The organism is Rhodoferax ferrireducens (assembly GCF_031458075.1).
Taxonomy (GTDB): domain Bacteria; phylum Pseudomonadota; class Gammaproteobacteria; order Burkholderiales; family Burkholderiaceae_C; genus Rhodoferax_B; species Rhodoferax_B ferrireducens_A.
The window spans coordinates 389,821-411,344 of record NZ_JAVDXT010000002.1; the positions used below are offsets into that span (position 1 = coordinate 389,821).

The following is a 21,524-nucleotide window of genomic DNA, read 5'->3' on the forward strand; positions in this document are numbered from 1 at the left end:
AGAGGGGGACCCCGGGGATCGGGAGCGGTGGCGCTGTGCGCCACATCGCGCCTAGGGCGCGAGCCCGGCATGCCAGTTGACGACCTACTTCGTTCAGTCAAGGCTTACGTCAAAAGCGGAAAGTGACCAACATGCTCAATGTCAAAAACATCAACCAGTACTACGGCGGCTCGCACATCCTGCGCGACGTCAGTCTGCAATGCACCAAGGGCAAGGTCACCGTGCTGCTGGGCCGCAACGGCGTGGGCAAGACTACCTTGCTGAAATCGCTGATGGGCCTGGTGCCCATCAAGACCGGCAGCATCGAGCTGGATGGCAAGGCCATCCAGGGCTACACACCGTATGAGCGCGCGCGCGCCGGCGTCGGCTTTGTGCCGCAGGGCCGCGAGATTTTTGCCCGGCTCACGGTGGAAGAAAACCTGCGCATGGGCTTGGCCTACAAGAGTGCCAGCACGCCGATTCCGGCCGAGCTGTTCACGCTGTTCCCGGTGCTCAAGCAGATGATCAACCGCCGCGGCGGCGACCTGTCGGGCGGGCAGCAGCAGCAGCTGGCGATTGCCCGCGCGCTGGCGGCCGGCCCCAAGCTCTTGATCCTGGACGAGCCCACCGAAGGCATACAACCTTCGATCATCAAGGACATAGGCCGCGTCATCCGCATGCTGGCCGACCGCGGCGACATGGCGATCCTGCTGGTCGAGCAGTACTACGACTTCGCGCAGGAACTGGCCGACGACTACCTGGTGATGGAGCGCGGCGAGTTCATCGCCCGCGGCCTGGGCAAGGACATGGAAGTCAACGGTGTGCGCAATCTGGTAGCCATCTAGTTTGCTCTGCTTTTGATAGCTGCTGGCGCAATATCTGATTGCGCCAGCGGCCGATTTGGCTTGAATTTTTAGACCAATCCGGCCACAGCCTCAATGGATGCTGGTCGGATGCGCCGGGTCGTCGAATGGATGCGGGATGGCGTTCTGCCAGGCTTGCAGGATGGGCTTGAACGGGTCCTCGACCGTGGGGCCCAGGACGTTCTTGCTGCCGTCCAGCATCGCCAGCTGGGCCTGCAGTACCGCGCCGCCCAGCTGTTGCCAGTAGTGCAGGGCGCCTTGCAAGTCCGAGCGCAGCAGGGCCGACTGGATGGACAGCAGGTCGGCGGGCGCACAGCTGGCTTGCAGCTGCTCCGCCGCGGCTTCGTGCTGGGTCAGCGTCTGATGGGCCATCTGCTGCTGCACCGTGCGCACAGCTTCCATGCCGCGAAACAGCGCACACGCGTTTTTGGTGGCCATGGCCATTTGCCATCGGCTGACTTCGGTCCAGTAGTTCCATGGCGCCGCGCTGAGCGGCGTAGCCGGGGCGGTAGCGGAAGAGCGGGTCTTGACTGTCATGGCATTCCTTTCGGTTCAACAGGGCTGCAGCGGATGCTGCGGCGCATACGTCAGCCTAGTGCAATTGCGCCCAGCCTGATACCCCATTGTGTAAAACACCCGCAACAATCTCCTTGATCTGGCGCAAATGCGGGCGAGGTGTTTGTCTTTAAGCTTGGTGCTATCGGCGCTTGAACCGCCATAAGGACACCATGAGCGTACGCCACCTGGAAGCCCTGTTCCAACCCACTTCGGTGGCCTTGATAGGCGCCTCGGAGAGCCCCGGCAGCCTGGGCTCCGTGGTGCTGCACAACCTGCAGCAAGGCGGCTTCCAGGGGCCGCTGTGGCTGGTGAATCGGCGCCACAGCCAGGTAGCGGGCCAGCCGGCCTGGCGCGACGTGGCGGCACTGCCGCAGGTGCCGGATCTGGCGGTGATCTGCACGCCCGCGCATACCGTGCCGGGCCTGATCGCCGAGCTAGGACGCAAGGGTACGCGCGCGGCGATTGTGATGACTGCCGGCCTGAAGCAAGCCAACCCCGACGGCCCCGGCACGCTGGAGCAGGCCATGCTGGACGCGGCCCGGCCCACGCTGCTGCGCGTCCTGGGGCCCAACTGCATCGGCGCGCTGGTGCCCGACGTCGGCCTGAACGCCAGCTTCGCACCCGGCAACGCCATGCCCGGTCAGTTGGCGTTCGTCACCCAGTCGGGCGCGCTGGCCACCGCCATGCTGGACTGGGCGCAAGCCCGTGGCATCGGCTTCTCGCACTTCATCTCGCTGGGTGACAGCGCCGACGTGGATTTCGGCGATGTGCTCGACTACCTGGCCAGCGACGGCGCCACCCGGGCCATCCTGGTCTACATGGAGTCGGTCAAGGCCGCGCGCAAGTTCATGTCGGCGGCGCGGGCCGCATCCCGCAACAAGCCGGTGATCGTGGTCAAGGCCGGGCGCGGCGCCGATGGCGCGCGGGCTGCGGCCTCGCACACCGGAGCACTGGCCGGTGCCGACGTGGTGTTCGACGCCGCCTTCCGGCGCGCCGGCATGCTGCGGGTAGACACGCTGGAGGCCTTGTTCGACGCCGCCGAAACCCTGGCCCATGCGCGGCCCTTGGTAGGCGAGCGCCTGGCCATACTCACCAACGGCGGCGGCCTGGGCGTGCTGGCCGCCGACGCGCTGGACCTGCAGGGTGGCCAACTGGCCGCGCTGAGCCCGGCCACCCTGGCCGCCCTGAACGCCTGCCTGCCCAGCACCTGGTCGCACGGCAACCCGGTGGACATCGTGGGCGACGCGCCGCTGCAGCGCTACCTGGACGGGCTGCGTGTGCTGCTGGCGGCGCCCGAGGTGGATGCGGTGCTGTTCATGCATGCGCCTACCGCCCTGGTGCCGGCAGCCGATATCGCGGCCGGCTGCCTGCCCCTGCTGGCCCAGGCCAGCAAGCCGGTGCTGACCTGCTGGCTGGGCGGCGCTGCCGTCGCTGCAGCGCGCAGCGCTACCACCCAAGCTGGCCTGCCGTGCTACGACACGCCCGAGCGCGCGGTGGCCGCCTGGCTGCAGCTGGTGCTGCATGCGCGCAACCAGGCCGCACTGCGCGAGCTGCCGGCCAGCACGGCGCCGGCCTTTTTGCCGCTGCGCGCGCAAGCCCAGGCCGTGGTGGCGCAGGCCGCCCAGGCCGGGCAGGAATGGCTGGACCCGACCCAGGTGCATAGCCTGCTGCAGATGTACGGCATCCCCACCCAGCGCAGCGCACTGGTCCATAGCGTGGACGAGGCGCTGGCCTGCGCCGCCGACATCGGTTATCCGGTGGCGCTGAAAATCGTCTCGCCGCAAATCGTCCACAAGTCGGATATCGGCGGCGTGGCGCTGGGCCTGGCCTCGGCGGACGATCTGCGCCAGGCCGTGCAGGCCATGCTGGAGCGCGTGGCCCGGCTGCGGCCGCAGGCCGAGGTGACGGGCTTTACGGTGCAAACCATGGTGGCCCGGCCCCAGGCGCATGAGCTGATCGTCGGCATCAGCACCGACCCGGTGTTCGGCCCGGTGCTGCTGTTCGGCCAGGGCGGCACCGCGGTGGAGCTCAGCCAGAACCACGCGGTGGCGCTGCCGCCGCTGAATACCGCCTTGGCCCGCGATCTGGTCCAGCGCAGCGGCCTGGCCCGGCTGCTGGCCGGCTACCGTGAGCGTCCGGCTGTGCCCGAGGCGGCCTTGCTGGAGACCCTGCGCCAGGTGGCGCAGCTGGCTTGCGACCTGCCGCAGCTGGCCGAGCTGGACATCAATCCGCTGCTGGCCGATGCCCAGGGCGTGCTGGCCCTGGACGTGCGCATCCGCCTGCATGGCCCGGGGCGCGGCCAGCCGGTGGCGCCGGCCATCCGCCCGTACCCGCAAGAGCTGGAGCAGACCGTGGCGCTGGCCGGCAGCACGCTGCTGCTGCGGCCGATCCAGCCCGAAGATGGCGAGCGGCTGCAGGCTTTCTACGCCCAGGCCAGCTCGGCGGACATGCGTTTGCGCTTCTTTCTGACCCGCCGCGAGGTGCCGCATTCCGAGCTGGCGCGCTACAGCCAGATCGACTACGACCGGGAGATGACCTTCATCGCGCTCAGTCCGGGCGACCCCGCCAACCAGGCCATGGTGGCCGAGGTCCGTGTGGTCTGCGACCCCGACAACCAGAGGGCCGAGTTCGCGCTGCAAGTGGCCTCCGCCTGGCAATGCAAAGGCCTGGGCCGCCTGTTGCTGGACAAGATGCTCGGCTACCTGCGGGCCCGCGGCACGCGCGAGGTGGTGGGCCAGTGCCTGGTGCAGAACCTGGCCATGGCCGGCCTGGCCCGGAAGGCAGGCTTCTCGGTGCTGCCCGGGCCGAGCCCGGATACCTTGGCCTTGCACCAGTTGCTTGGATGATGGGTTTGCTATTGATTAAGTAGCGGCTGCCGCTTATTTCATATGCGCCAGAGGCTGATTTGGCATTCAATTTCCCATGTAGCGGCCAGGCCGGTGGTTGACCGCCAGCACCGCATTCAGCACCAGCGCGCCCAGCACCGAATAGGCCACCCGCGCCGGGTCGGCCATCACCAGCGCGGCGACCAGGATGCACACGTCCACCGGCCATTTGCACATGACCGGCACGCCAGCCGCGGCATGGACAAAGGCCGGGGTCAGTCGAGCGTGATGTTCGCCCGCTTGCCGACGGCGGTGTAGGTGGCGATCTCCGACTGTACCTTGGCGTTGAAGGCCGCTGCGTCCAGGTAGACCGGCTCCAGGCTGTTGGCTTTGAACTTCTCTATGACTTCGGGCGAGGCCATCACGGCGGCCAGTTCGCGCGCCAGTACCTGCAGTATGGGCGCCGGTGTGCCGCCGGGCGCGGCCACGCCGTACCAGCCGCCGAAGCTGGCCTTGGGCAGCTGCAGTTCGGCCAGAGTCGGCACATCGGGCAGGGCGCTGGAGCGCGGCGAATCGGTCACCGCCAGGGCGCGCAGCTTGCCCGACTTGATGTGCGGGCCCACCGAGGCAATGGTGTCAAACGCCACGCTGATTTCACCGCCCAGCAAGGCCATGGCGGCCTGGCTGCTGCCCTTGTAGGGCACGGCCAGCAGCTGTATGCCGGCTTCGTGGGCGAACATCTCGCCCGCCAGGTGCGGCGCCGAGCCCGCGCCAAAGGTGGCGTAGGTCACGCTGTCGGGCTTGGCCTTGGCCTGGGCGATCAGCTCCGCCAGGTTCTTGGCGTGGTTGGCCGGGCCGGCCACCAGCACCAGCGAGGTTTTGGCCACCAGGGCCAGCAGCGTCAAGCCCTTCTTCACGTCATACGGCATGTGGTCCTTCAGCGCCGGCGCCACGCTGTAGGTGGACGAGCCCGACACCAGCAAGGTGTAGCCGTCGGGCGCGGCCTTGGCCACCAGGTCGGCACCGATCAATGAGCTGCCGCCGGGCTTGTTGTCCACGATCACCGGCTGGCCCAGGCGTGCCTGCAAGCGCTCGCCGATAGTGCGGGCCACGATGTCGGTGGCGCCGCCGGGGCCGAAGGGCACGACCAGCTTGATCGGCCGGCTCGGGTAGGCCTGGGCCTGGGCGGCAAAAGGCGTGAGCGCAGCCGCCGCCAGTAAAACGGTGCTCAGGATGCGGGCGGGGTAGGACATGGTGGGGCGTGCAAAGTGGGGAGTGCTGCCATCGTAGGAATAAGCAAGCTTTGCAACAATAAGAGAATTTGAAAGCTATCTTTGCTGTATCGGCAAATCAGGCGCTGGTGTCAGAGGGCAGGTGCAGCTTGATGTGGTCCAGAAAGCTCTGCGCCGCATGCGGCAGGGTGCGGCCGGCCAGGGTTTGCAGCTCGATGTCGCGCAGCTCCATGCCATGGTCGCGGATCGGCACCGCCACCAGCTGGCCCGCGGCCACCAGCTGCCGCACCGACACCTCGCCCGCCACGGATATGCCGCCGCCCTGCAGCACAAAGCCCAGCAAGGTGGCCAGGTAGTTGGTGTTGAGCACCGGCTCCAGCAGCAGCTGCTGGCGGCTGCAGGCGATGTCTATCATCTGCCGCAAGGTGGTGTCGGCCATGGGCAGGGCCAGCGGGTAGGCGCTGAGGCTGCGCAGGGTCAGGGCCTTGCTGCCGGCCAGCGGATGGTCGGGGTGCATCAGCGCCAGGATGGGCGCCGACTGGCGGTGCTCGACCTTGATGTCGCGCTCGGGCGCGCGGCTGAAGGTCAGGCCGATATCGGCATCGCCGTCGCGCACCCGCACCGGCACCTCGGCGGGCGCGGTCACGTCCACCTGGAACTGGATGCGCGCATAGCGCTGGCGGAATTCGATGATCAGCGGCGGCAGGAACGCGCTGGCAAAGCCCTCGGTGATCGCCATCCGCACCTTGCCCGAGCGCAGGCCTTGCAGCGCCTGGATTTCTTCCAGCGCGTGCTCGGCATCCAGGCTGCTGCGCCGCGCGTGGGCGGCCAGGATCTCGCCGGCCGCAGTCGGCACCATGCCGCGCGGCTGGCGCTCGAACAGCACCGTGCCCAGCGACTGCTCCAGTCCGGCAATCTGCCGGCTGATGGCCGAGGCCGCCACATGCAGCCGCGCCGAGGCCTCGGTCAGCGAGCCGCCGCGCACCACTTCCAGAAAGTAGCGCAGCGCGGTGTCCTGCAATTGGTGGGCGTGCATGGCGGTTCCTTATGCGTGTGATTTGCCAAATTGGCAATGGTATGTTGAAAATAAAATAATTGTGCGATGTGGTGACGGCGCCTACGCTCAGACTTAATCCCCATCCGTGAAAGACCCCGCATGACCCGAGAACGCGCCCTGGCGCTGGCCGCCGATTTTTTTGACGATGGCCGCTTCCGCGAAGTGCTGGCGCGCCGCGTCGCCTACGCCACCGAAAGCCAGGAAGCCGCGCGCGCGCCCGAGCTGAACGCCTATCTGCAAGAGCAGATCGTGCCCGACCTGCAGGCCCTGGGCTTTGTCTGCGTGGTCTGGCCGAACCCGGTGGCTGGCGGCAACCCGTTCTTGTTTGCCGAGCGGGCCGAGCCGGATGCCGGCTGCAGCGTGCTCAGCTACGGCCACGGCGACGTGGTGCGCGGCCACGCCAGCCAGTGGCGCGCCGGCCTGGACCCCTGGCAGCTGACGGTGGAGGGCGACCACTGGTATGGCCGCGGCACGGCCGACAACAAGGGCCAGCACACGGTGAACATCGCCGCCCTGGCCCAGGTGCTGGCCGCGCGCCAGGGCCGCCTGGGCTACAGCCTGAAGCTGTTGCTGGAGATGGGCGAGGAAACCGGCTCGCCCGGCCTGCGCCAGGTCTGCGAGCTGCACCGCGAGGCCTTGGCGGCCGATCTGTTCCTGGCCTCCGACGGCCCGCGCGTGGCGGCCCAGCGGCCCACGCTGTTCCTGGGTTCGCGCGGCGGCTTCAATTTCGACCTGCGCATCGCGCTGCGCCCCGCAGGCCACCATTCGGGCAACTGGGGCGGGCTGCTGTGCAACCCCGGCATCCGCCTGGCCCATGCGATTGCCTCGCTGGTCGACGCCCAGGGCCGCATCCTGGTGCCGGCGCTGCTGCCCGACAGCCTGCCCGACAACGTGCGCCAGGCCTTGCAGTCCATCGCCGTCGGCGGCGGTCCGGGCGACCCGGCGGTGGATGCCGGCTGGGGCGAGCCCGGCCTGACGCCCACTGAGCGCGTCTTCGGCTGGAACTGCCTGGAGGTGCTGGCCTTCAAGACCGGCAACCCCGATGCCCCGGTCAACGCCATCCCCGGCCAGGCTTTTGCCCACTGCCAGATCCGCTACGTGGTGGGCAGCGACAGCAGCCGCTTTCTGCAGCATTTGCGCACGCACCTGGACGCGCAGGGCTTCGGCGATGTGGAGGTCATGCAGAGCGGTGAACTGATGGAGGCCACGCGGCTGGATCCGGACAACCCCTGGGTGCACTGGGCGCTGGCCTCCATCGCCCGCAGCACCGGCAAGCCGCCGGCCCTGCTGCCGAACCTGGGCGGCACTCTGCCCAACGACGTGTTTGCCGACGTGTTGGGCCAGCCCACGCTGTGGGTGCCGCATTCCTACCCGGCATGCGCCCAGCACGCGCCCAACGAACACCTGCTGGGCAGCGTGGCCCGCGAGTCGCTGCAGCTGATGGCCGGCCTGTTCTGGGACCTAGGCGACGACGGTGCGGCCATTGCCGTGGCACAGCGGACGGCGGTCATGGCACAGGGAAAGTAACAATTTTCAACAAGCGCGGGTAGAAGCGATAAAGTGGGCCTCATGCCATTTGCACCTACTACGCCATGACTTCCCTCTTCAAACGCGCGCTTTCCAAAGTCCTGGGATCGGCTCCGGCACCGGATGCCGCGCCGCCGGCTGCAGAAATAGAGAAAGAGAAGCCCGCCGTCGTGATGCCGGCGATCCGGCCCGCGCCCACGGTGCTGGGGGCGCGGCGCCCGCTGATGGCGTCCAGCGGCGAAGTGGCGGGCTTCGAGTTCCGTATCGGCGACAAGGCGCTGGCCAGTCTGGCGCGCAGCGGCGACAGCGCGGGCCAGGCCGCCCACGTGGCGGCGGTGCTGGTCTCGGCCCGGCTGGTGGCGCTGGGTGGACGCATAGGTTTTGCCCGCGTGCCAGCCGCCTGGTTGGCGCATGCCGCGGTGCCGAAGAACGAAACCGGCACGCTGATCGGCCTGGACTTCGACCCGGCCCAGCCGCTGTCCCCCGAAGCCCTGGATGCCGTGGCCGCGGTGGCCGCGCAGTTCCGGGCGGTGGGGGCCAAGCTGGCCTGGGACCCGGCCTACGACCTGGGCGCCAAGCCCGACTACGCGCTGGTGCGGCCTGCGGCCCAGCAGACCGTGGCCGGGCTGATGGAGGTACTCAGCGCCCGGCCCGACGCGGACAAAGACATTCCGGTGATCGCCACCGACCTGGCCAGCGTGGAAGACCTGGAGCAAGCCTTGCAAGGCGGCGTGCGCCTGGCCAGTGGCAGCCTGGCGACGCCGGTGCTGGCGACGCCGGTGAAGCGGGTGGCGCCGCTGCTGCCCGAGGTGGGGCGGCTCTCCCAACTGCTCGGCCAGCTGTCGGCCGGGGCCGATACCGCCCTGATCGTCAGTGCCATCAAGGGCGACATCAGCGTCTCGGTGCGGCTGCTGCAGCGCATGAACAGCGCCAGTTTTGCCCACCTGGGCGGCGTGGCCAGCATCGACCAGGCAGTGCTGATGCTGGGCCGCAACGACTTGCAGCGTTGGCTGTCGCTGATGCTGACCCAGTTCGCCGGCAGCCGCAAGCTGTCGTCGGCGCTGCAGGAGGTCGCCCTGTGGCGTTCGCGCCTGCTGGAGCTGCTGGCCATAGAACGCGGCGAAAAGGAGCCCGGCCGCTTTTTCACCCTGGGCCTGGCCTCAATGCTGGGCCTGATCCTGAAGATGGAGCCGGCCGAAGTGGCCGCCACCCTGAGCCTGCCGCCCGAGGCCAGCCAGGCCTTGCTGGAGCAGACCGGCCCTTGGTACCTGTACCTGCGCACCGCCCAGCAGGTTGAAAGCCAGACCGCCAGCGACGCCAGCGCCGAGGCCGACGGCTTTGGCAGCGCGGCGCGGGTGCAGGAGCTGTCGGGCCAGGCCTGGACCTGGGCGGCCGAGAACACCTTGCGCGAGGCGCCCGCCAAGCCGGCTGCCTGATTGCTATAAGTTCAATAGCTGCTGGCGCAGGTTAGATCAGCGCCAGAGCCACTTCTTTCATAAATTTACGCCGCGGCCAGCACGCTGCCCACGCAACTGCCAAAGCCGATGCGCGCCTGGCCGGGCCGCTCGCACCAGCCGTGCAGGGTCAGCGTGTCGCCGTCCTGCAGATAGCTGCGCTGGCTGCCGTCGGCCAGGATGATTGGCGTCCTGCCGTCCTGGCTCAGCTCCAACAAACAGCCTTGCTCGCCGTTCGTCGGGCCCGACTGGGTGCCGGTGCCCAGCAGGTCGCCGGGCTGCAGATTGCAGCCATTGCTGGCGTGGTGGGCCAGCATATGGGCCACCGTCCAGTGGGCGTGGCGGTAGCTGGTGCGCGACAAACGCGTGGCCTGGCCGGCGCCGGGCGGGGTTAGCCAGGCTTCGAGCTGGATGTCCAGTGCCTGCACCTGGGTCGACTGCAGGTAGGGCAGGGCTGCAGGGTCGCCGGCCTCGCGCGGCAGCGGCACACGGAACGGCGCCAGCGCCTCCAGCGTGATGATCCAGGGCGAGATGCTGGTGGTGAAGTTCTTGGCCATGAACGGGCCCAGCGGCATGGATTCCCAGGCCTGCACATCGCGCGCCGACCAGTCGTTCAGCAGGCACAGGCCGAACGCGTGCTGCTCCGCAGCGTCGATGTCAATGGCCGTGCCGCGCGGGTTGCCGGGGCCGACGAAGACGCCGAGCTCCAGCTCGTAGTCCAGCTTCTGCGTGGGACCAAACTGGGGTGTGGCCGCGTCTGGCGCACGGGTCTGGCCCTGCGGCCGCCGTACCGCGCTGCCGCTGATGGCTACGCTGGAGGCCCGACCGTGGTAGCCGATGGGTAGCCATTTGAAGTTGGGCAGCAGCGCATTCTGCGGCTGGAAGATGCGGCCGGCATTCAGCGCGTGGTACTGCGAGGTGAAGAAGTCGGTGTAGTCGCCGATGCGCGCCGGCACCGCGTATTCGGCCTGGGCCTGCGGAAACAGGCAGGCGCGCAGCTGCAGGGCCTGGGGCGCACCCTCGCGCAGCAGGCGCGACAGATCCAGCCGCAAGGCCGACCAGGCAGCCGGGCCCAGCGCCATCAGGCGGTTCAGGCTGGCGGCGCTGGCCGCCTGGGCCGCGCTGTCGGCAGCAGCGCTGAACACACCTTGCGCATGGGCCGCCGCCAGGTCCAGGATGGCGTCGCCAATTGCCACGCCGCCGCGCCAGGGCTCGCTGCTGCCCTGGCGGCGGAACACGCCGTGCGGCAGGTTTTGCAGCGGGAAGTCGCAGCCCGGCACCTGGGCCGAGGCCACCCAGCTGTGCAGCGAGGGGTCATGGGTTTCGTTGAGCATGGTGGTAGGTCCTCAAAACCGGTGGCGGATGCCGATGCCGTAGCTGTTGCCACTGGCTTCGATGACGCGCAGCGGCACAGGCAGGGTGCGGGTTTGGGTGCTGTCATGCATCAGCATGGTGTAGACATCGGTGCGCTTGGACAGGTTGTGGTCGTAGCCCAGGCTGAAGATCCTGCGCTCCACATTGCCGCCGGCCACAGTGGCGGGCACGGGCGCAGCGGTGTCGCTGGTCTTGCGTACGGCGTAGCCGGCCAGGACCCGCCCGGCACCCACCGGCAGGCTGGCGCTCAGGTCCCAGACGCGGTAGCCGACGTTCTGCGGCGCGATGTTGGTGCCCTTGTTCTGGATGTGGCCGACGTGGGCAAACAGCTTCACGGCGTCGAAGTCGTACGAGGCCGCCAGCTGCCAGGCCGTGGTGTCGTTGGCGGTCGTGCCGTCGGCAAAGGTCTGCGGGTCTTTCTTCACGTTCTGCCAGACCAGCGAGGTGGCCAGCGGGCCGTTGGCGTAGCCGATGCGCGCACCCACGTTGCCGCCGCCCTGGGCTTCGGACAGCGAGCGCGCCAGCGTGGCCGAGACACCTGCATAGGTCGGCGTGTCGTAGACCAGGGAATTGGTCCAGCTGGTGCCACCACCCAGCACGCCACCGGTAAAGGTGGCCAGCGGCAGCGGGCCGAAGGTCATGGAGTCGCCAAAGGCGTTGGAGTTGATGGTGTTCAGGAACAGCTGCGAAATGATGGTGCCCATGCGCAGCCGGCCCCAGGTTGGGCTGGACAGGCCGACCCAGGAAGCGCGCGAGAAGAAGGGGTCGGCCGCCACGTTGACCGGCGCTGGCAGGGCATCGCTGCGGCCACCGGCGCCGGTGTCGCTGCGGAAGAAAGCCGACAGCTCGAAGGATGCAGTGAGTCCGCCGCCCAGGTCTTCGTTGCCGCGCAGACCCCAGTGGCTGGTCGACATGCCGCCGCCTTCGATCTTGCTGACGCTCTGGCTCTGCGCGTTCACGCCGCCGATGGCGCCGGTGAAGCGGCCGGCCACGTTGTCCACCAGGCCATAGAGCTGTACGCCGTTGCCGACGGCGGGTTGGGCGTGGGCGGCGCCGGCGCAGGCCAAGAGTGCGGCTGTGGCGGTGGCGAGGATGGTGGGGTTTGCTTGCTTGAACATTTTTTGTCTCCAGTGGTTTTGGGTTGGTAAATTTCAGGGCGAGAACATCCCCGGAGCGGTCGGCGGGCGACTGCTCCGAAGCGGGGAATTTCGGAGGGAGGAGGGGGCGCAGGCCCCTATGGACTCATGGCGCGCTGGCCTGCAAGGCAGGGTCAAATATCGCCACCGCGCGGGTCCAACCCGCCGATGCGGCGCGGATCTTCACCGGGAAGCAGCTCACGTAAAAACCGTGGGCTGGCAGGGCCGCCAGGTTGTGCAGTTTTTCCAGGTGGCAGTAGCCGATCTCGCGGCCGGCCTTGTGGCCTTCCCAGATGATGCCGGCGTCGCTGCTCTCGGCGTAGCGCTGGGCGGTTTGGGGAAATGGCGCGTCCCAGCTCCAGGCGTCGGTGCCGGTCAGGCGCACGCCACGCTCCAGCAAATACAGCGTGGCCTCGCGGCCCATGCCGCAGCCGGAACGGGTGTAGGCCGGCGTGCCGTGGGCGGCGCTGGCGCTGGTGTTGACCAGCACGATCTCCAGCGGCTGCAGGCTGTGGCCTATGCGCGCCAGCTCGGCCTCTACATCGGCGGCCTGCACCACATAGCCGTCGGGGAAGTGCCGGAAGTCCAGCTTCACGCCGGGCTGGAAGCACCAGTTCAAGTCCACCTCGTCGACGGTGATGGCGCGCTGGCCGCCGTCCATGGTGGAGGCAAAGTGCCAGGGCGCGTCCAGGTGCGTGCCGTTGTGGGTGTTGAGCTGCACGTCTTCCACCGCCCAGGCTTCGCCGTCGGGCATGTCTTGTTTTTGCAGACCGGGGAAGAACTGCGCCATGTCGGGGTAGCTGGTCTGGTGGTCGATGTAGTGGATCTTCGGCCCCAGACCCGGCGGGTCGGAGGGCACGTGGTTTTCCAGGTGCATGGAGATGTCGATGAAGCTGCGGGGCATGGTGTTTCCTGTGGGTAGCGATAGGACGTATAGGGCGAGCACATCCCCGGCGCAGTCCACGGGCGACTGCACCTGCGGGCACATTGGGGGGCGAAGGGGCGCGGGCGCCCGGTGCGGTTACGGGCTCATGGCCGATCGATACCGGTGGCGCTGCAGGTCACGGCGCTGCCTCAGTGGGTGGGTGCGGCGCAGGCGCCGCGCAGGCCGTGGGTGATGAAGGCCACCAGCAGCGGGCCGGCGGTTTCGGAGTCGCCGGGCTGGTTCTGGCCCAGCGACAGACGTTCGATGCGCTGGTCGTTCACATGGTGCAGCAGCGCGCCCAGCGCAAACTGGTAGCACCAGGCGGCCTGGCTGCGCGTGGCCTGGGGCAGGGCGGCGGCCAGGGCGTCGATGAAGGCATGGGCCAGCGGGTCGAACAGCTCGCGGATGACGGGCTCGTCTTCTTCCAGGTGGTCGTTCATGCCGCGCGACAGGATGCGCAGAAAGTTGTGTCCGGCCGGCAGAGCTGCTACCTTGAGCACTGGCAGCACAAAGGCTTTGACGATTTCTTCCAGCAGTTGGCCAGGTGCGGCGCTGCGCTGGGCTGCGGCCAGGGATTCCAGGCGTTCGCCGATGTAGCCGGCCCGCTCGCGAAATATTGCGTGGTACAGCGCCAGTTTCGGGCCATAGTAGTAGCCGACCAGGGCCAGGGGCACGCCGGCCTCGTCGGCGATGTCGCGGATCGACACGCCGTGGAAGCCGCGGGCGGCAAACAGCTGTTCGGCGGCCAGCAGGATGTTCTGCTGGCGGTTGGGTGACAGCGCGGCTTCGCCGGGTTCGGCCGCGGCGCTGCGCCGGGCTGCCGGGGTTTTGCGGGCGCTGGAAGGAGGTTTTTGGTTTTGCATAAACAGGTTTATACACTTGTACAAGAAAATTGAACACTCGTACAAATACTGATTTCGAAGATATTTGTACGTTCGTACAATTATTTTGCACTTTACGCCTGCACTCTTTGTTTGACCTTCCCTGGAGACACCCACCATGACCACCCGCCGCCAATTCACCCAGCTGCTTGCTGCCCTCGTTCCCACCGGCCTGGCTCCGCTGGCCCAGGCCCAGGCCACCAAGCCCGTGCCCATGCCCGATGTGGCGAAGATCATTTCCGGCTTTCCGGCCGGCGGCACGGTGGACGTGCTGGCCCGTCGCGTGGCCGACAAGATGCGCGGCCACTATGCGGGCACGGTGCTGGTGGAGAACAAGCCCGGCGCGGGCGGGCAGATTGGCATCCTGGCGCTGCGCGACAGCCCGGCCGACGGCACCAACCTGCTGCTTACGCCCTCGTCCATGCTGTCGATCTACCCCTATACCTACCCCAAGCTGCGCTACACCCTGGAAGAGCTGGCACCGGTATCGCTGGGCGCCACCATCGACCACGGCCTGGCCGTAGGCCCGGGTGTGCCGGACAGCGTGCAGACTTTCAAGGATTTCCTGGCCTGGGCCGCCGCCAATCCCGACAAGGCCAATTTCGGCAGCCCCGGTGCCGGCTCGATGCCGCACATGGTGGGCGTGCTGCTGGGCCAGATGGCCAAGGCCGATCTGCGGCATATCGCCTACCGTGGCACGGTGCCCGGCGTGCAGGATCTGCTGGGCGGCCAGATATCGGCCTTCTGGGGGCCGATCGGCGACGACTTGCAGTACGTCCGGGCCGGCAAGCTGCGGGTGCTGGCGATTGCGGGGCCAACCCGCTCGGTATTCCTGCCCCAGGTGCCGACCCTGGCCGAGTTGGGCTACCCCCTGCGGGTGCGCGAGTGGTATGGCTTTTTTCTACCCGGCAAGGCCACGCCCGAGACGGTCAAGCGCGCGTCCGAAGGTGTGCAGGCGGCGCTGGCCCAGCCCGATCTGGTGGAGTACGGCAAGCAGTACGGGCTGGAGATCAAGCCGTCCAGCGCGGCCGAGCTGGCCCAGATGCTGAAGGCCGATGCCGACCAGTGGCGCGGCCTGATCAAGCAGACCGGGTTTACCGCCGAGTCTTGAGCACCTGGGCCGGGGCCACCGGCGGCCGCCAGCGCGGCCACAGCAGATTCAGCGCCAGGCCCAGCATCACCAGGCCGGCGGCCACCAGCTTCCAGGTCGGCAGCGGTTCGCCCAGCCACCAGGCCGCCGTGCCCATGCCGAACACCGGCACCATCAAGGCCGTGGGGCTGATGGTGGCGGCCGGGTAGCGGCCCAGCAGCCAGGCCCATACCGCATAGCCGAACAGGCTGTTGCCCCAGGCCTGCCAGACCACCGCCAGCCAGCTCGGCAGATCGGCGTTCTGCATGCTGGTCCACCAGGCATGGCTGCCTTCAAACACCAGCGACAGCAGGATCAGCGGCGGCGCCGCAAAGGCGCTGGACCAGACCACATAGGCCAGCATGTTCACCCGGCCGGCCTGGCGCGACGCCGTGTTGCCGCCGCCCCAGCACAACGCCGCGAACAGCGCCATCGCCAGGCCCAGCGGCGTGGTGCTGCCATCGGTGTGCAGCACGATGACGCTGATGCCGGCCACCGCCAGCAGCAGCGCCCACCACTGAAACGGCTGGACCCTTTCCTTGGTGATGCGCATGGCCAGGGCGATGGTGAAGAACACCTGCATCTGCACCACCAGCGAGGCCAGGCCCGGCGAAATCTGCGCCTGCATGGCCACGAACAACACGCCAAACTGGCCCACGCCGATCAGCACGCCGTAGGCCGCCAGGTTGCGCCAGGACACGGCCGGGCGTGGCAGAAAGAACACCGCCGGCAGCAGCGCCAGGGTGAAGCGCAGGGCCGCTAGCAACAGCGGCGGAAAGTGCGCGAGCGCCACCTTGATCACCACAAAATTGGTGCCCCAGACGGCCACCACGGCCAGGGCAAGCAAAAGGTGGCGCAGCGGCAGAGCAGTCGGCATAGGAACAGGCAGGCAGTGGAAAGCCGCTATTGTCGGGCCAGCCGCTGACAGTGCTTGTTACTATTGTTTTTGTAGCTGCTTGCGCAGGTGTTATCTGCGCTGCAGGTCTTATTTTTATAAATTCAGCGGCGCTGCAGTTGCAGCCGCAAGCCCTGGGCCGGGCGCAGGGTGACATTCAATACCGGCTGCGGTGGCGGGCCGGCCACCGGGGTCAGCTGGAAGCGCTGTAGCAGCATGGCCGCCACCAGCTGCATCTCGGTCATGGCGAACAGATTGCCGATGCAGACCCGTGGCCCGGCACCAAACGGCAGGTAGCTGCCGCGCACCTGGGCCGCCTGGCCGGCGTCGGAAAAGCGCTCGGGGTCGAAGCGCTCGGGCTCGGGAAACCAGCGTGCATCGTGCTGCAGCACCCAGGGCGTGATGCGCACCAGCGCGCCCCGCGGCAGCTGCCAGGGGCCGACCTGCACCGGCCGGGTGGCGCGCCGGCTGATCAGCGAGGCCGCGGGCGGGTACAGGCGCAGGCTTTCCTTCAGCGTCTGGGCCAGGTAGGGCAGGGCCGGCAGGTCTTCATAACGCGGTGGACGCTGGCCGAGCACGCGGTCGACTTCCTCCTGGGCGCGTTGCGCGCAGGCGGGTTGGCTGGCCATGCAGTGGCCCCACCAGGTAAGTGCCGAGGCCGTGGTTTCGTGGCCGGCCAGAAAGATGGTCATGCACTGGTCGTGGATCTCCTGCTCGCTCAGGGCGCCCTGGTCGCCGGCCTCGTCGCGCACGGCTATCAGCATGCCCAGCAGGTCGGTTTTTTCGACACCTGGGGGCTCAGCGCGGCGCTGCTGGATATGGCGGCGCACCAGCGTGTCCAGCGTGCGCTTGGCGCGCCGGGCCGGCCATTTGTGCGGCAGCCAATACGGCAGGCTGGCGGGCCAGAAGAACTCTTCCATGCCCAGGCGGCTCAGCACCTGCACCGCCTGTTCGGCGGCCAGCGATTCCTGCCGGCCCGCGGCCTGGATCTGCTGGCTGAACAGGGTGCGCAGCACCACGTCCATGGTCAGCTGGGTCATCAGGTGCCCGTAGTCCACCGTCTGCTGGGCCTGGGGCGGCAGCGCGTCCAGGGCCTGCGCGGCGGCCGCTGCCATGTGCTGCGCATAGCCGGCCATGCGCTTGGGGCCAAAGCCGGGCTGCAGCATGCGGCGCTGGCGCTGCCAGGTGTCGCCCTCGGTGACCAGCACGCTTTGGCCGTGCACCTCGGCAAACACCTGGGTGCCGCGCTCCCAGCGGATGAAGCTGCGGCTGGGGTCGAGCAGCACCTCGCGCACCAGCTCGGGGTGGAAGAACTCATAGGTGCGCTCGTGGCCGATGCGCGTGTACACCGCGTCGCCGTAGGTGGTGTGCATCTGGCGGGCCAGGCCCAGGTAGTCGCGGCGCATCTGGCGCAGCAGGGGCAGGCCGAAGCCGTGCTGGCGTGGGCCGGGAGGGAGCAGGGTGAAAGACATGGCGCGACTATGCCGTCTGCCAATCCGCCCGTATTGAACGATTGCGACACCGCCTGCGCACTAAACTGGCTAGATGACCCAGCCCCGCGCCGCCCTGATCGCCCCGAGTGCCGGCCTGGCGGCCTGCGTGCGCGCCTACGTGAGCCGCAGCACCCTGGGCGCCGATCTGCAGCCGCTGCAGCGGCTGAACTACTTTCCGGCCACGCCCTTGTGCGGCATCTCCTGGCTCAGCCACGGCGAGAGCTATCAATTGCCCACCGGCGATGGCGACACGGCCCCGCAGCGGCTGCCGCGCGTGGCCTTCTTCGGCCCGCAAAGCCGGCCCACGGTGTCGCGCAATCCGGGTCCGGCCGAGGGTTTCATGCTGATGCTGATGCCCGACGCTCTGCACGCCTTGACCGGTGTGGACGTGGGCGCTCTGGTGGACCGCACGCTGGCCCTGCACCAGGTGCTGGACGCCGACTGGTGCGTGATGGCCGAAGCCGTGCTGCAGGCCGGCGACGACGCCAGCCGGGTGCGGCTGATCGAGGCCTTCATCGCCCCGCGCTGGCAGGCGGCGCGCCAGCTGGGTGCGGTGCCGGTGCGCAGCTACCAGGACTGGGCCCAGGGCCTGGCGCTGCGGGCCATGGCCTCGGGCATGGGGCAGAGCCTGCGCCAGGCCGAGCGCCGCATCAAGGCCTGGACCGGCCAGACCCTGCGCCAGCTGCAAGGCCGCAGCCGGGCCGAAGCCGTGTTCTTCCAGGCGCGCGATGCGGTGGCCGCGGGCAGCGTGGATTGGGCCGATCTGGCGGCCGGCTCGGGCTATGCCGACCAGTCGCATTTCTGCCGCGAGGCGCGCCGTGTCACCGGCCTGAGCCCCGAGGTGCTGCGCCGGCGCATGCTGGAGGACGAGAGCTTCTGGATTTACCGCATCTGGGGCTAAAACGGGCCAAATCGCCTGCATTGCGCTCCCCACCCCGCAATCGTAAAATCCTGTAACCACTCCTGGAGCCCGTCATGGAAATCAGCCCAGTTTCGCGGCAGTACAGCCAGACTTTGACGCAAACCACCCAGACCGATGAGTCGCAACAAGCGCAGAACCGCGCGGTGCGCCAGCAGCAGGAGGCGGCGGCCAAGAAGCTGGAGCAGACCAAACCGGCGCCGGTGGTGAATGGCCAGGGCCAGACCATCGGCGGCCTGCTCAACACCACGGCCTGAGCCCCGATTCCGCCATCGAGCGACCACAGAGCGCGCCATGGCCACCATCAGCGCCGGCTTTGCTGCAGTCCCCTCGGTGAGCCCCGCGCCCGACCCCTCGCGGGTGATGCAGGCGCGGCGCGATGCCGAGCAAGCCCAGGCCAAAGCCAACGAGTTGCGCCAGCAGGCCGACAGCATGGACCGCGTAGCGCGCAGCAGCCAGGACTACGCCACCAACCTCAGCAACCGTAGCAAGCAGCTGGACGACACCTACGAGCGCCAGCTGCGCGGCAGCAGCCAAACTATTGGCCGCCTGTTGAATACCCGCGCTTGAAGCGCTGCAGCAGCGATTTCTTCGGCTACTATCTGCTCCGGTGCGCCCCATTGCGCACCACGTCGCTCGGACGGTTCCGGGCGCTTACGTGAGATTTATTACCATGGCTGCATCTTCTGCAGGCAAGCGCCGTTTCGCGCGCATTGACCGCCTGCCCCCCTACGTTTTCAACATCACGGCCGAGCTGAAACTGGCTGCGCGCCGGCGTGGCGAAGACATCATCGACATGAGCATGGGCAACCCCGATGGCGCCACACCCGCCCACATCGTGGCCAAGCTCACCGAGGTCGCGCAGCGGCCCGACACCCACGGTTATTCGGCCAGCAAGGGTATACCGCGCCTGCGCCGTGCCATCAGCAAGTGGTACCAGGACCGTTACGCGGTCGACATCGACCCCGACAGCGAAGCCATCGTCACCATTGGCTCGAAAGAAGGCCTGGCGCATCTGATGCTGGCCACGCTGGACCGCGGCGACACCGTGCTGGTGCCCGACCCGAGCTACCCCATCCATATCTACGGTGCGGTGATTGCCGGCGCCGACATCCGCAGCGTGCCGCTGACCGAGGGCGTCGACTTCTTCGCCGAATTGGAAAAAGCCATCCGCGGCAGCTACCCCAAGCCGAAGATGATGGTGCTGGGCTTCCCCAGCAACCCGACGGCGCAGTGCGTGGAGTTGCCGTTCTTCGAGAAGGTGATTGCGCTGGCCAAGAAGCACGACATCTTCGTGGTGCACGACCTGGCCTATGCCGACATCGTCTTTGACGGCTGGAAGGCCCCCAGCATCATGCAGGTGCCGGGCGCGAAAGATATCGCAGTGGAGTTCTTCACCCTGTCGAAGAGCTACAACATGGCAGGCTGGCGGGTTGGCTTCATGGTCGGTAACCCCGACCTGGTAGCGGCGCTGGCGCGCATCAAGAGCTACCACGACTACGGCACCTTCACGCCGCTGCAGGTGGCCGCCATCGCCGCACTGGAGGGCGACCAGAGCTGCGTGGCCGAGATCGCCGCCACCTACCAGGCGCGGCGCGACGTGCTGTACAAAGGCCTGACCGACGCCGGTTGGCAAGTCGATTGCCCCAAGGCCAGCATGTACATCTGGGCGCGCATTCCCGAGCCGTACCGGGCCTTGGGCTCGCTGGAATTTGCCAAGCAGCTGCTGGCCAAGGCCAAGGTGTCGGTGTCGCCCGGCATTGGCTTTGGTGACCATGGCGACGAGCATGTACGCTTTGCGTTGATCGAGAACGAGGCCCGCATCCGCCAGGCGGTGCGCGGCATCAAATCCATGTTCAAGGCCGACGGCCTGATGGCCAGCCCGCTGCCCAGTCAGGGTGTTGCAGCTTGACCGCTCCCCAGCGCCACACTATTCTCGGAACAGCGCATCTTGCATCTTGCTCAACCTACTTGGAACGTCTGACCGCATGAAAACTGATTCGAGGATGGAGGCGCAAAGTCGCCTGCGGGCGCTGTTGGCGCGTGAAACCGGTACCGTGGTCACGCCCGCGGTCGATGCCGAATTGACGGCCATCATGGATGCAGCGCTGGGCGAGCCGGTTGCGGGCCAGGAGCTGGCGGTGGTGAAGCGCGAGGTCACCATCCTGGTCGCCGATTTGCGCGGCTTCATCGCGCTGACGGCCACCCACCCGGCCGGCACCATCGTCACCATGCTGAACCTGTGCCTGGAGCGCATGAGCGATGTGATTGCGCGCTACCAAGGCAGTATCGACAAGTTCACCGGCGATTCGATGACCGTGCTGTTTGGCGCCCATGCCGAGCGGCCCGACGACGTGATGCGGGCCATGGCCTGCGCGGTGGAGATGCAGCTGGCCATGCGCCTGCTGAACGACCAATACCAGCGCGGCCGCATGCCCGAGCTGTACATGGGCATAGGTATCAACACCGGCTCGGTGATGGTCGGGCGTTTTGGCTCCGAGTCGTTTTCGCAGTACACGGTGATCGGCAACGAGGTCAGCCTGGCCTCGCGCATCGAATCCTTCAGCCTGCGCGGCCAGGTGCTGATCAGCGAGAACACCTACAAGCGCAGCAATGGAACGGTGTCGGCCACCGAGCCAGTGGATGTGTTTGTGGCGGGCAAGCTGGTGCCAGTGAAGCTGCGCGAGCTGATCGCCATCCCCAGCATGCACCTCAAAGTGCCGCGCCAGGAGTTCCGCCGTAGCCACCGGGCCGAGGTGCGCATCCCCTGCAGCCTGCAGATTCTGGAAGGCACGACCGTGCTGCCCAACCCCATCAAGGCGCACATCCTCGACATCGGCTACCACGGCGTTCTGCTGGAGCTGGACTTGCCGCTGGAAGTGGGCTTCGACGTGAAGCTGAACTTCGACATGACCCTGGTCGAATACCCGGTGACCGACATCTATGCCCGGGTGATGAAGATCTCGCATGCCGATGGCCTGGTGCTGGCCGGACTGGAGTTCACCGCGCTGGGTACCGAGACGAATACCAAGCTGCAGATGTTTGTGCAGATGCTGGTAGGGCAGGCTTAGGCACACCCCCAGGCTACACACTTCGTGTTTTCGCCAACCCCCTTGCAGGGGGCAACACCGGCGGCCTGGCGGAGCCAGTTCCGCGGTGTTTCACGAACAGACAGTCTCGTCTTTGGACGCTGTTCTCAGCCTGGCTGCTCCAGGCTTGTTGTATCCATTTACTATCTTTTGTATAGCTGCTCGTGCAGGTGCTACCTGCGCTAGAG

At 67.6% G+C, this 21,524-nt stretch carries 20 protein-coding genes; 10 read left to right on the top strand and 10 right to left on the bottom strand.

The window, feature by feature from the left end:
* The first annotated feature begins 131 nt into the window (after positions 1-131).
* Positions 132-824 carry an urea ABC transporter ATP-binding subunit UrtE gene (gene urtE, locus J2X19_RS10820; RefSeq protein WP_310373147.1) on the top strand — a complete coding sequence of 231 codons (693 nt, stop codon included), beginning with the start codon at positions 132-134 and terminating at the stop codon, positions 822-824.
* Between the two features lie 90 nt (positions 825-914).
* Here the strand turns inward: urtE and J2X19_RS10825 are convergent, their stop codons facing one another.
* Positions 915-1,379 (bottom strand): phasin family protein, encoded by a 465-nt coding sequence (locus J2X19_RS10825; RefSeq protein WP_116603826.1) that lies wholly within the window; start codon positions 1,377-1,379, stop codon positions 915-917.
* Between the two features lie 191 nt (positions 1,380-1,570).
* Between J2X19_RS10825 and J2X19_RS10830 the strand changes: the two genes are divergently transcribed.
* Complete coding sequence (locus J2X19_RS10830) at positions 1,571-4,246, top strand: bifunctional acetate--CoA ligase family protein/GNAT family N-acetyltransferase (protein WP_310373148.1); 2,676 nt, start codon at positions 1,571-1,573, stop codon at positions 4,244-4,246.
* Between the two features lie 66 nt (positions 4,247-4,312).
* Here the strand turns inward: J2X19_RS10830 and J2X19_RS10835 are convergent, their stop codons facing one another.
* The 3 genes from J2X19_RS10835 to J2X19_RS10845 all read right to left on the bottom strand — a co-directional run bounded on the left by J2X19_RS10835 (position 4,313) and on the right by J2X19_RS10845 (position 6,493).
* Positions 4,313-4,462 (bottom strand): hypothetical protein, encoded by a 150-nt coding sequence (locus J2X19_RS10835; protein ID WP_405048638.1) that lies wholly within the window; start codon positions 4,460-4,462, stop codon positions 4,313-4,315.
* A gap of 38 nt (positions 4,463-4,500) precedes the next feature.
* The gene (locus J2X19_RS10840) at positions 4,501-5,478 is read right to left on the bottom strand and encodes a Bug family tripartite tricarboxylate transporter substrate binding protein (RefSeq protein ID WP_310373149.1); all 978 of its coding nucleotides are present in this window, start codon (positions 5,476-5,478) and stop codon (positions 4,501-4,503) included.
* 97 nt (positions 5,479-5,575) lie between these two features.
* Positions 5,576-6,493, bottom strand: a complete 918-nt coding sequence (locus tag J2X19_RS10845; protein ID WP_310373150.1) for a LysR family transcriptional regulator — start codon at positions 6,491-6,493, stop codon at positions 5,576-5,578.
* A gap of 120 nt (positions 6,494-6,613) precedes the next feature.
* Here J2X19_RS10845 and J2X19_RS10850 point away from each other — a divergent pair, with 120 nt between their 5' ends.
* Positions 6,614-8,041, top strand: a complete 1,428-nt coding sequence (locus tag J2X19_RS10850; RefSeq protein WP_310373151.1) for a M20 family metallopeptidase — start codon at positions 6,614-6,616, stop codon at positions 8,039-8,041.
* A 65-nt stretch (positions 8,042-8,106) separates the two neighbouring features.
* Positions 8,107-9,477: an HDOD domain-containing protein gene (locus J2X19_RS10855; RefSeq protein WP_310373152.1), complete on the top strand. Its 1,371-nt coding sequence runs from the start codon at positions 8,107-8,109 to the stop codon at positions 9,475-9,477.
* Positions 9,478-9,542: 65 nt separating this feature from the next.
* Here the strand turns inward: J2X19_RS10855 and fahA are convergent, their stop codons facing one another.
* From fahA to J2X19_RS10875, 4 genes are all read right to left on the bottom strand, one after another.
* The gene (gene fahA / locus J2X19_RS10860; protein ID WP_310373153.1) at positions 9,543-10,829 is read right to left on the bottom strand and encodes a fumarylacetoacetase; all 1,287 of its coding nucleotides are present in this window, start codon (positions 10,827-10,829) and stop codon (positions 9,543-9,545) included.
* A 12-nt stretch (positions 10,830-10,841) separates the two neighbouring features.
* Positions 10,842-11,987, bottom strand: coding sequence for a porin (locus tag J2X19_RS10865; protein ID WP_310373154.1), 1,146 nt, complete (start codon positions 11,985-11,987; stop codon positions 10,842-10,844).
* 124 nt (positions 11,988-12,111) lie between these two features.
* Complete coding sequence (locus J2X19_RS10870) at positions 12,112-12,909, bottom strand: cyclase family protein (RefSeq protein ID WP_310373155.1); 798 nt, start codon at positions 12,907-12,909, stop codon at positions 12,112-12,114.
* 170 nt (positions 12,910-13,079) lie between these two features.
* The gene (locus tag J2X19_RS10875) at positions 13,080-13,793 is read right to left on the bottom strand and encodes a TetR/AcrR family transcriptional regulator (RefSeq protein ID WP_310373156.1); all 714 of its coding nucleotides are present in this window, start codon (positions 13,791-13,793) and stop codon (positions 13,080-13,082) included.
* A 136-nt stretch (positions 13,794-13,929) separates the two neighbouring features.
* Between J2X19_RS10875 and J2X19_RS10880 the strand changes: the two genes are divergently transcribed.
* Positions 13,930-14,922 (top strand): tripartite tricarboxylate transporter substrate-binding protein, encoded by a 993-nt coding sequence (locus J2X19_RS10880; protein ID WP_310373157.1) that lies wholly within the window; start codon positions 13,930-13,932, stop codon positions 14,920-14,922.
* On the opposite strand, the gene J2X19_RS10885 is transcribed toward J2X19_RS10880, so the two are convergent.
* Together J2X19_RS10885 and J2X19_RS10890 are read right to left on the bottom strand one after the other, a co-directional pair.
* Entirely contained in the window at positions 14,906-15,817 is a 912-nt protein-coding gene (locus J2X19_RS10885) for an EamA family transporter (protein WP_116603815.1), read from the bottom strand. The genes J2X19_RS10880 and J2X19_RS10885 overlap by 17 nt on opposite strands.
* Positions 15,818-15,939: 122 nt before the next feature.
* Positions 15,940-17,307: a cytochrome P450 gene (locus J2X19_RS10890; RefSeq protein WP_310373158.1), complete on the bottom strand. Its 1,368-nt coding sequence runs from the start codon at positions 17,305-17,307 to the stop codon at positions 15,940-15,942.
* 73 nt (positions 17,308-17,380) lie between these two features.
* Here J2X19_RS10890 and J2X19_RS10895 point away from each other — a divergent pair, with 73 nt between their 5' ends.
* From J2X19_RS10895 to J2X19_RS10915, 5 genes are all read left to right on the top strand, one after another.
* The gene (locus J2X19_RS10895) at positions 17,381-18,229 is read left to right on the top strand and encodes a helix-turn-helix domain-containing protein (RefSeq protein WP_310373159.1); all 849 of its coding nucleotides are present in this window, start codon (positions 17,381-17,383) and stop codon (positions 18,227-18,229) included.
* A gap of 74 nt (positions 18,230-18,303) precedes the next feature.
* Positions 18,304-18,504: a hypothetical protein gene (locus tag J2X19_RS10900; RefSeq protein WP_310373160.1), complete on the top strand. Its 201-nt coding sequence runs from the start codon at positions 18,304-18,306 to the stop codon at positions 18,502-18,504.
* Positions 18,505-18,541: 37 nt separating this feature from the next.
* Complete coding sequence (locus J2X19_RS10905; protein ID WP_310373161.1) at positions 18,542-18,817, top strand: hypothetical protein; 276 nt, start codon at positions 18,542-18,544, stop codon at positions 18,815-18,817.
* A 103-nt stretch (positions 18,818-18,920) separates the two neighbouring features.
* Entirely contained in the window at positions 18,921-20,159 is a 1,239-nt protein-coding gene (alaC, locus tag J2X19_RS10910; RefSeq protein WP_116603810.1) for an alanine transaminase, read from the top strand.
* A gap of 76 nt (positions 20,160-20,235) precedes the next feature.
* Positions 20,236-21,318: an adenylate/guanylate cyclase domain-containing protein gene (locus J2X19_RS10915; protein ID WP_116603809.1), complete on the top strand. Its 1,083-nt coding sequence runs from the start codon at positions 20,236-20,238 to the stop codon at positions 21,316-21,318.
* Positions 21,319-21,524 lie beyond the last annotated feature (206 nt).

Coding starts and splice junctions, on each gene's coding strand:
- urtE (WP_310373147.1), top strand. CDS start 132: ATGCTCAATGTCAAAAACATCAACCAGTACTACGGCGGCTCGCACATC.
- J2X19_RS10825 (WP_116603826.1), bottom strand. CDS start 1,379: ATGACAGTCAAGACCCGCTCTTCCGCTACCGCCCCGGCTACGCCGCTC.
- J2X19_RS10830 (WP_310373148.1), top strand. CDS start 1,571: ATGAGCGTACGCCACCTGGAAGCCCTGTTCCAACCCACTTCGGTGGCC.
- J2X19_RS10835 (WP_405048638.1), bottom strand. CDS start 4,462: ATGTGCAAATGGCCGGTGGACGTGTGCATCCTGGTCGCCGCGCTGGTG.
- J2X19_RS10840 (WP_310373149.1), bottom strand. CDS start 5,478: ATGTCCTACCCCGCCCGCATCCTGAGCACCGTTTTACTGGCGGCGGCT.
- J2X19_RS10845 (WP_310373150.1), bottom strand. CDS start 6,493: ATGCACGCCCACCAATTGCAGGACACCGCGCTGCGCTACTTTCTGGAA.
- J2X19_RS10850 (WP_310373151.1), top strand. CDS start 6,614: ATGACCCGAGAACGCGCCCTGGCGCTGGCCGCCGATTTTTTTGACGAT.
- J2X19_RS10855 (WP_310373152.1), top strand. CDS start 8,107: ATGACTTCCCTCTTCAAACGCGCGCTTTCCAAAGTCCTGGGATCGGCT.
- fahA (WP_310373153.1), bottom strand. CDS start 10,829: ATGCTCAACGAAACCCATGACCCCTCGCTGCACAGCTGGGTGGCCTCG.
- J2X19_RS10865 (WP_310373154.1), bottom strand. CDS start 11,987: ATGTTCAAGCAAGCAAACCCCACCATCCTCGCCACCGCCACAGCCGCA.
- J2X19_RS10870 (WP_310373155.1), bottom strand. CDS start 12,909: ATGCCCCGCAGCTTCATCGACATCTCCATGCACCTGGAAAACCACGTG.
- J2X19_RS10875 (WP_310373156.1), bottom strand. CDS start 13,793: ATGCAAAACCAAAAACCTCCTTCCAGCGCCCGCAAAACCCCGGCAGCC.
- J2X19_RS10880 (WP_310373157.1), top strand. CDS start 13,930: ATGACCACCCGCCGCCAATTCACCCAGCTGCTTGCTGCCCTCGTTCCC.
- J2X19_RS10885 (WP_116603815.1), bottom strand. CDS start 15,817: ATGCCGACTGCTCTGCCGCTGCGCCACCTTTTGCTTGCCCTGGCCGTG.
- J2X19_RS10890 (WP_310373158.1), bottom strand. CDS start 17,307: ATGTCTTTCACCCTGCTCCCTCCCGGCCCACGCCAGCACGGCTTCGGC.
- J2X19_RS10895 (WP_310373159.1), top strand. CDS start 17,381: ATGACCCAGCCCCGCGCCGCCCTGATCGCCCCGAGTGCCGGCCTGGCG.
- J2X19_RS10900 (WP_310373160.1), top strand. CDS start 18,304: ATGGAAATCAGCCCAGTTTCGCGGCAGTACAGCCAGACTTTGACGCAA.
- J2X19_RS10905 (WP_310373161.1), top strand. CDS start 18,542: ATGGCCACCATCAGCGCCGGCTTTGCTGCAGTCCCCTCGGTGAGCCCC.
- alaC (WP_116603810.1), top strand. CDS start 18,921: ATGGCTGCATCTTCTGCAGGCAAGCGCCGTTTCGCGCGCATTGACCGC.
- J2X19_RS10915 (WP_116603809.1), top strand. CDS start 20,236: ATGAAAACTGATTCGAGGATGGAGGCGCAAAGTCGCCTGCGGGCGCTG.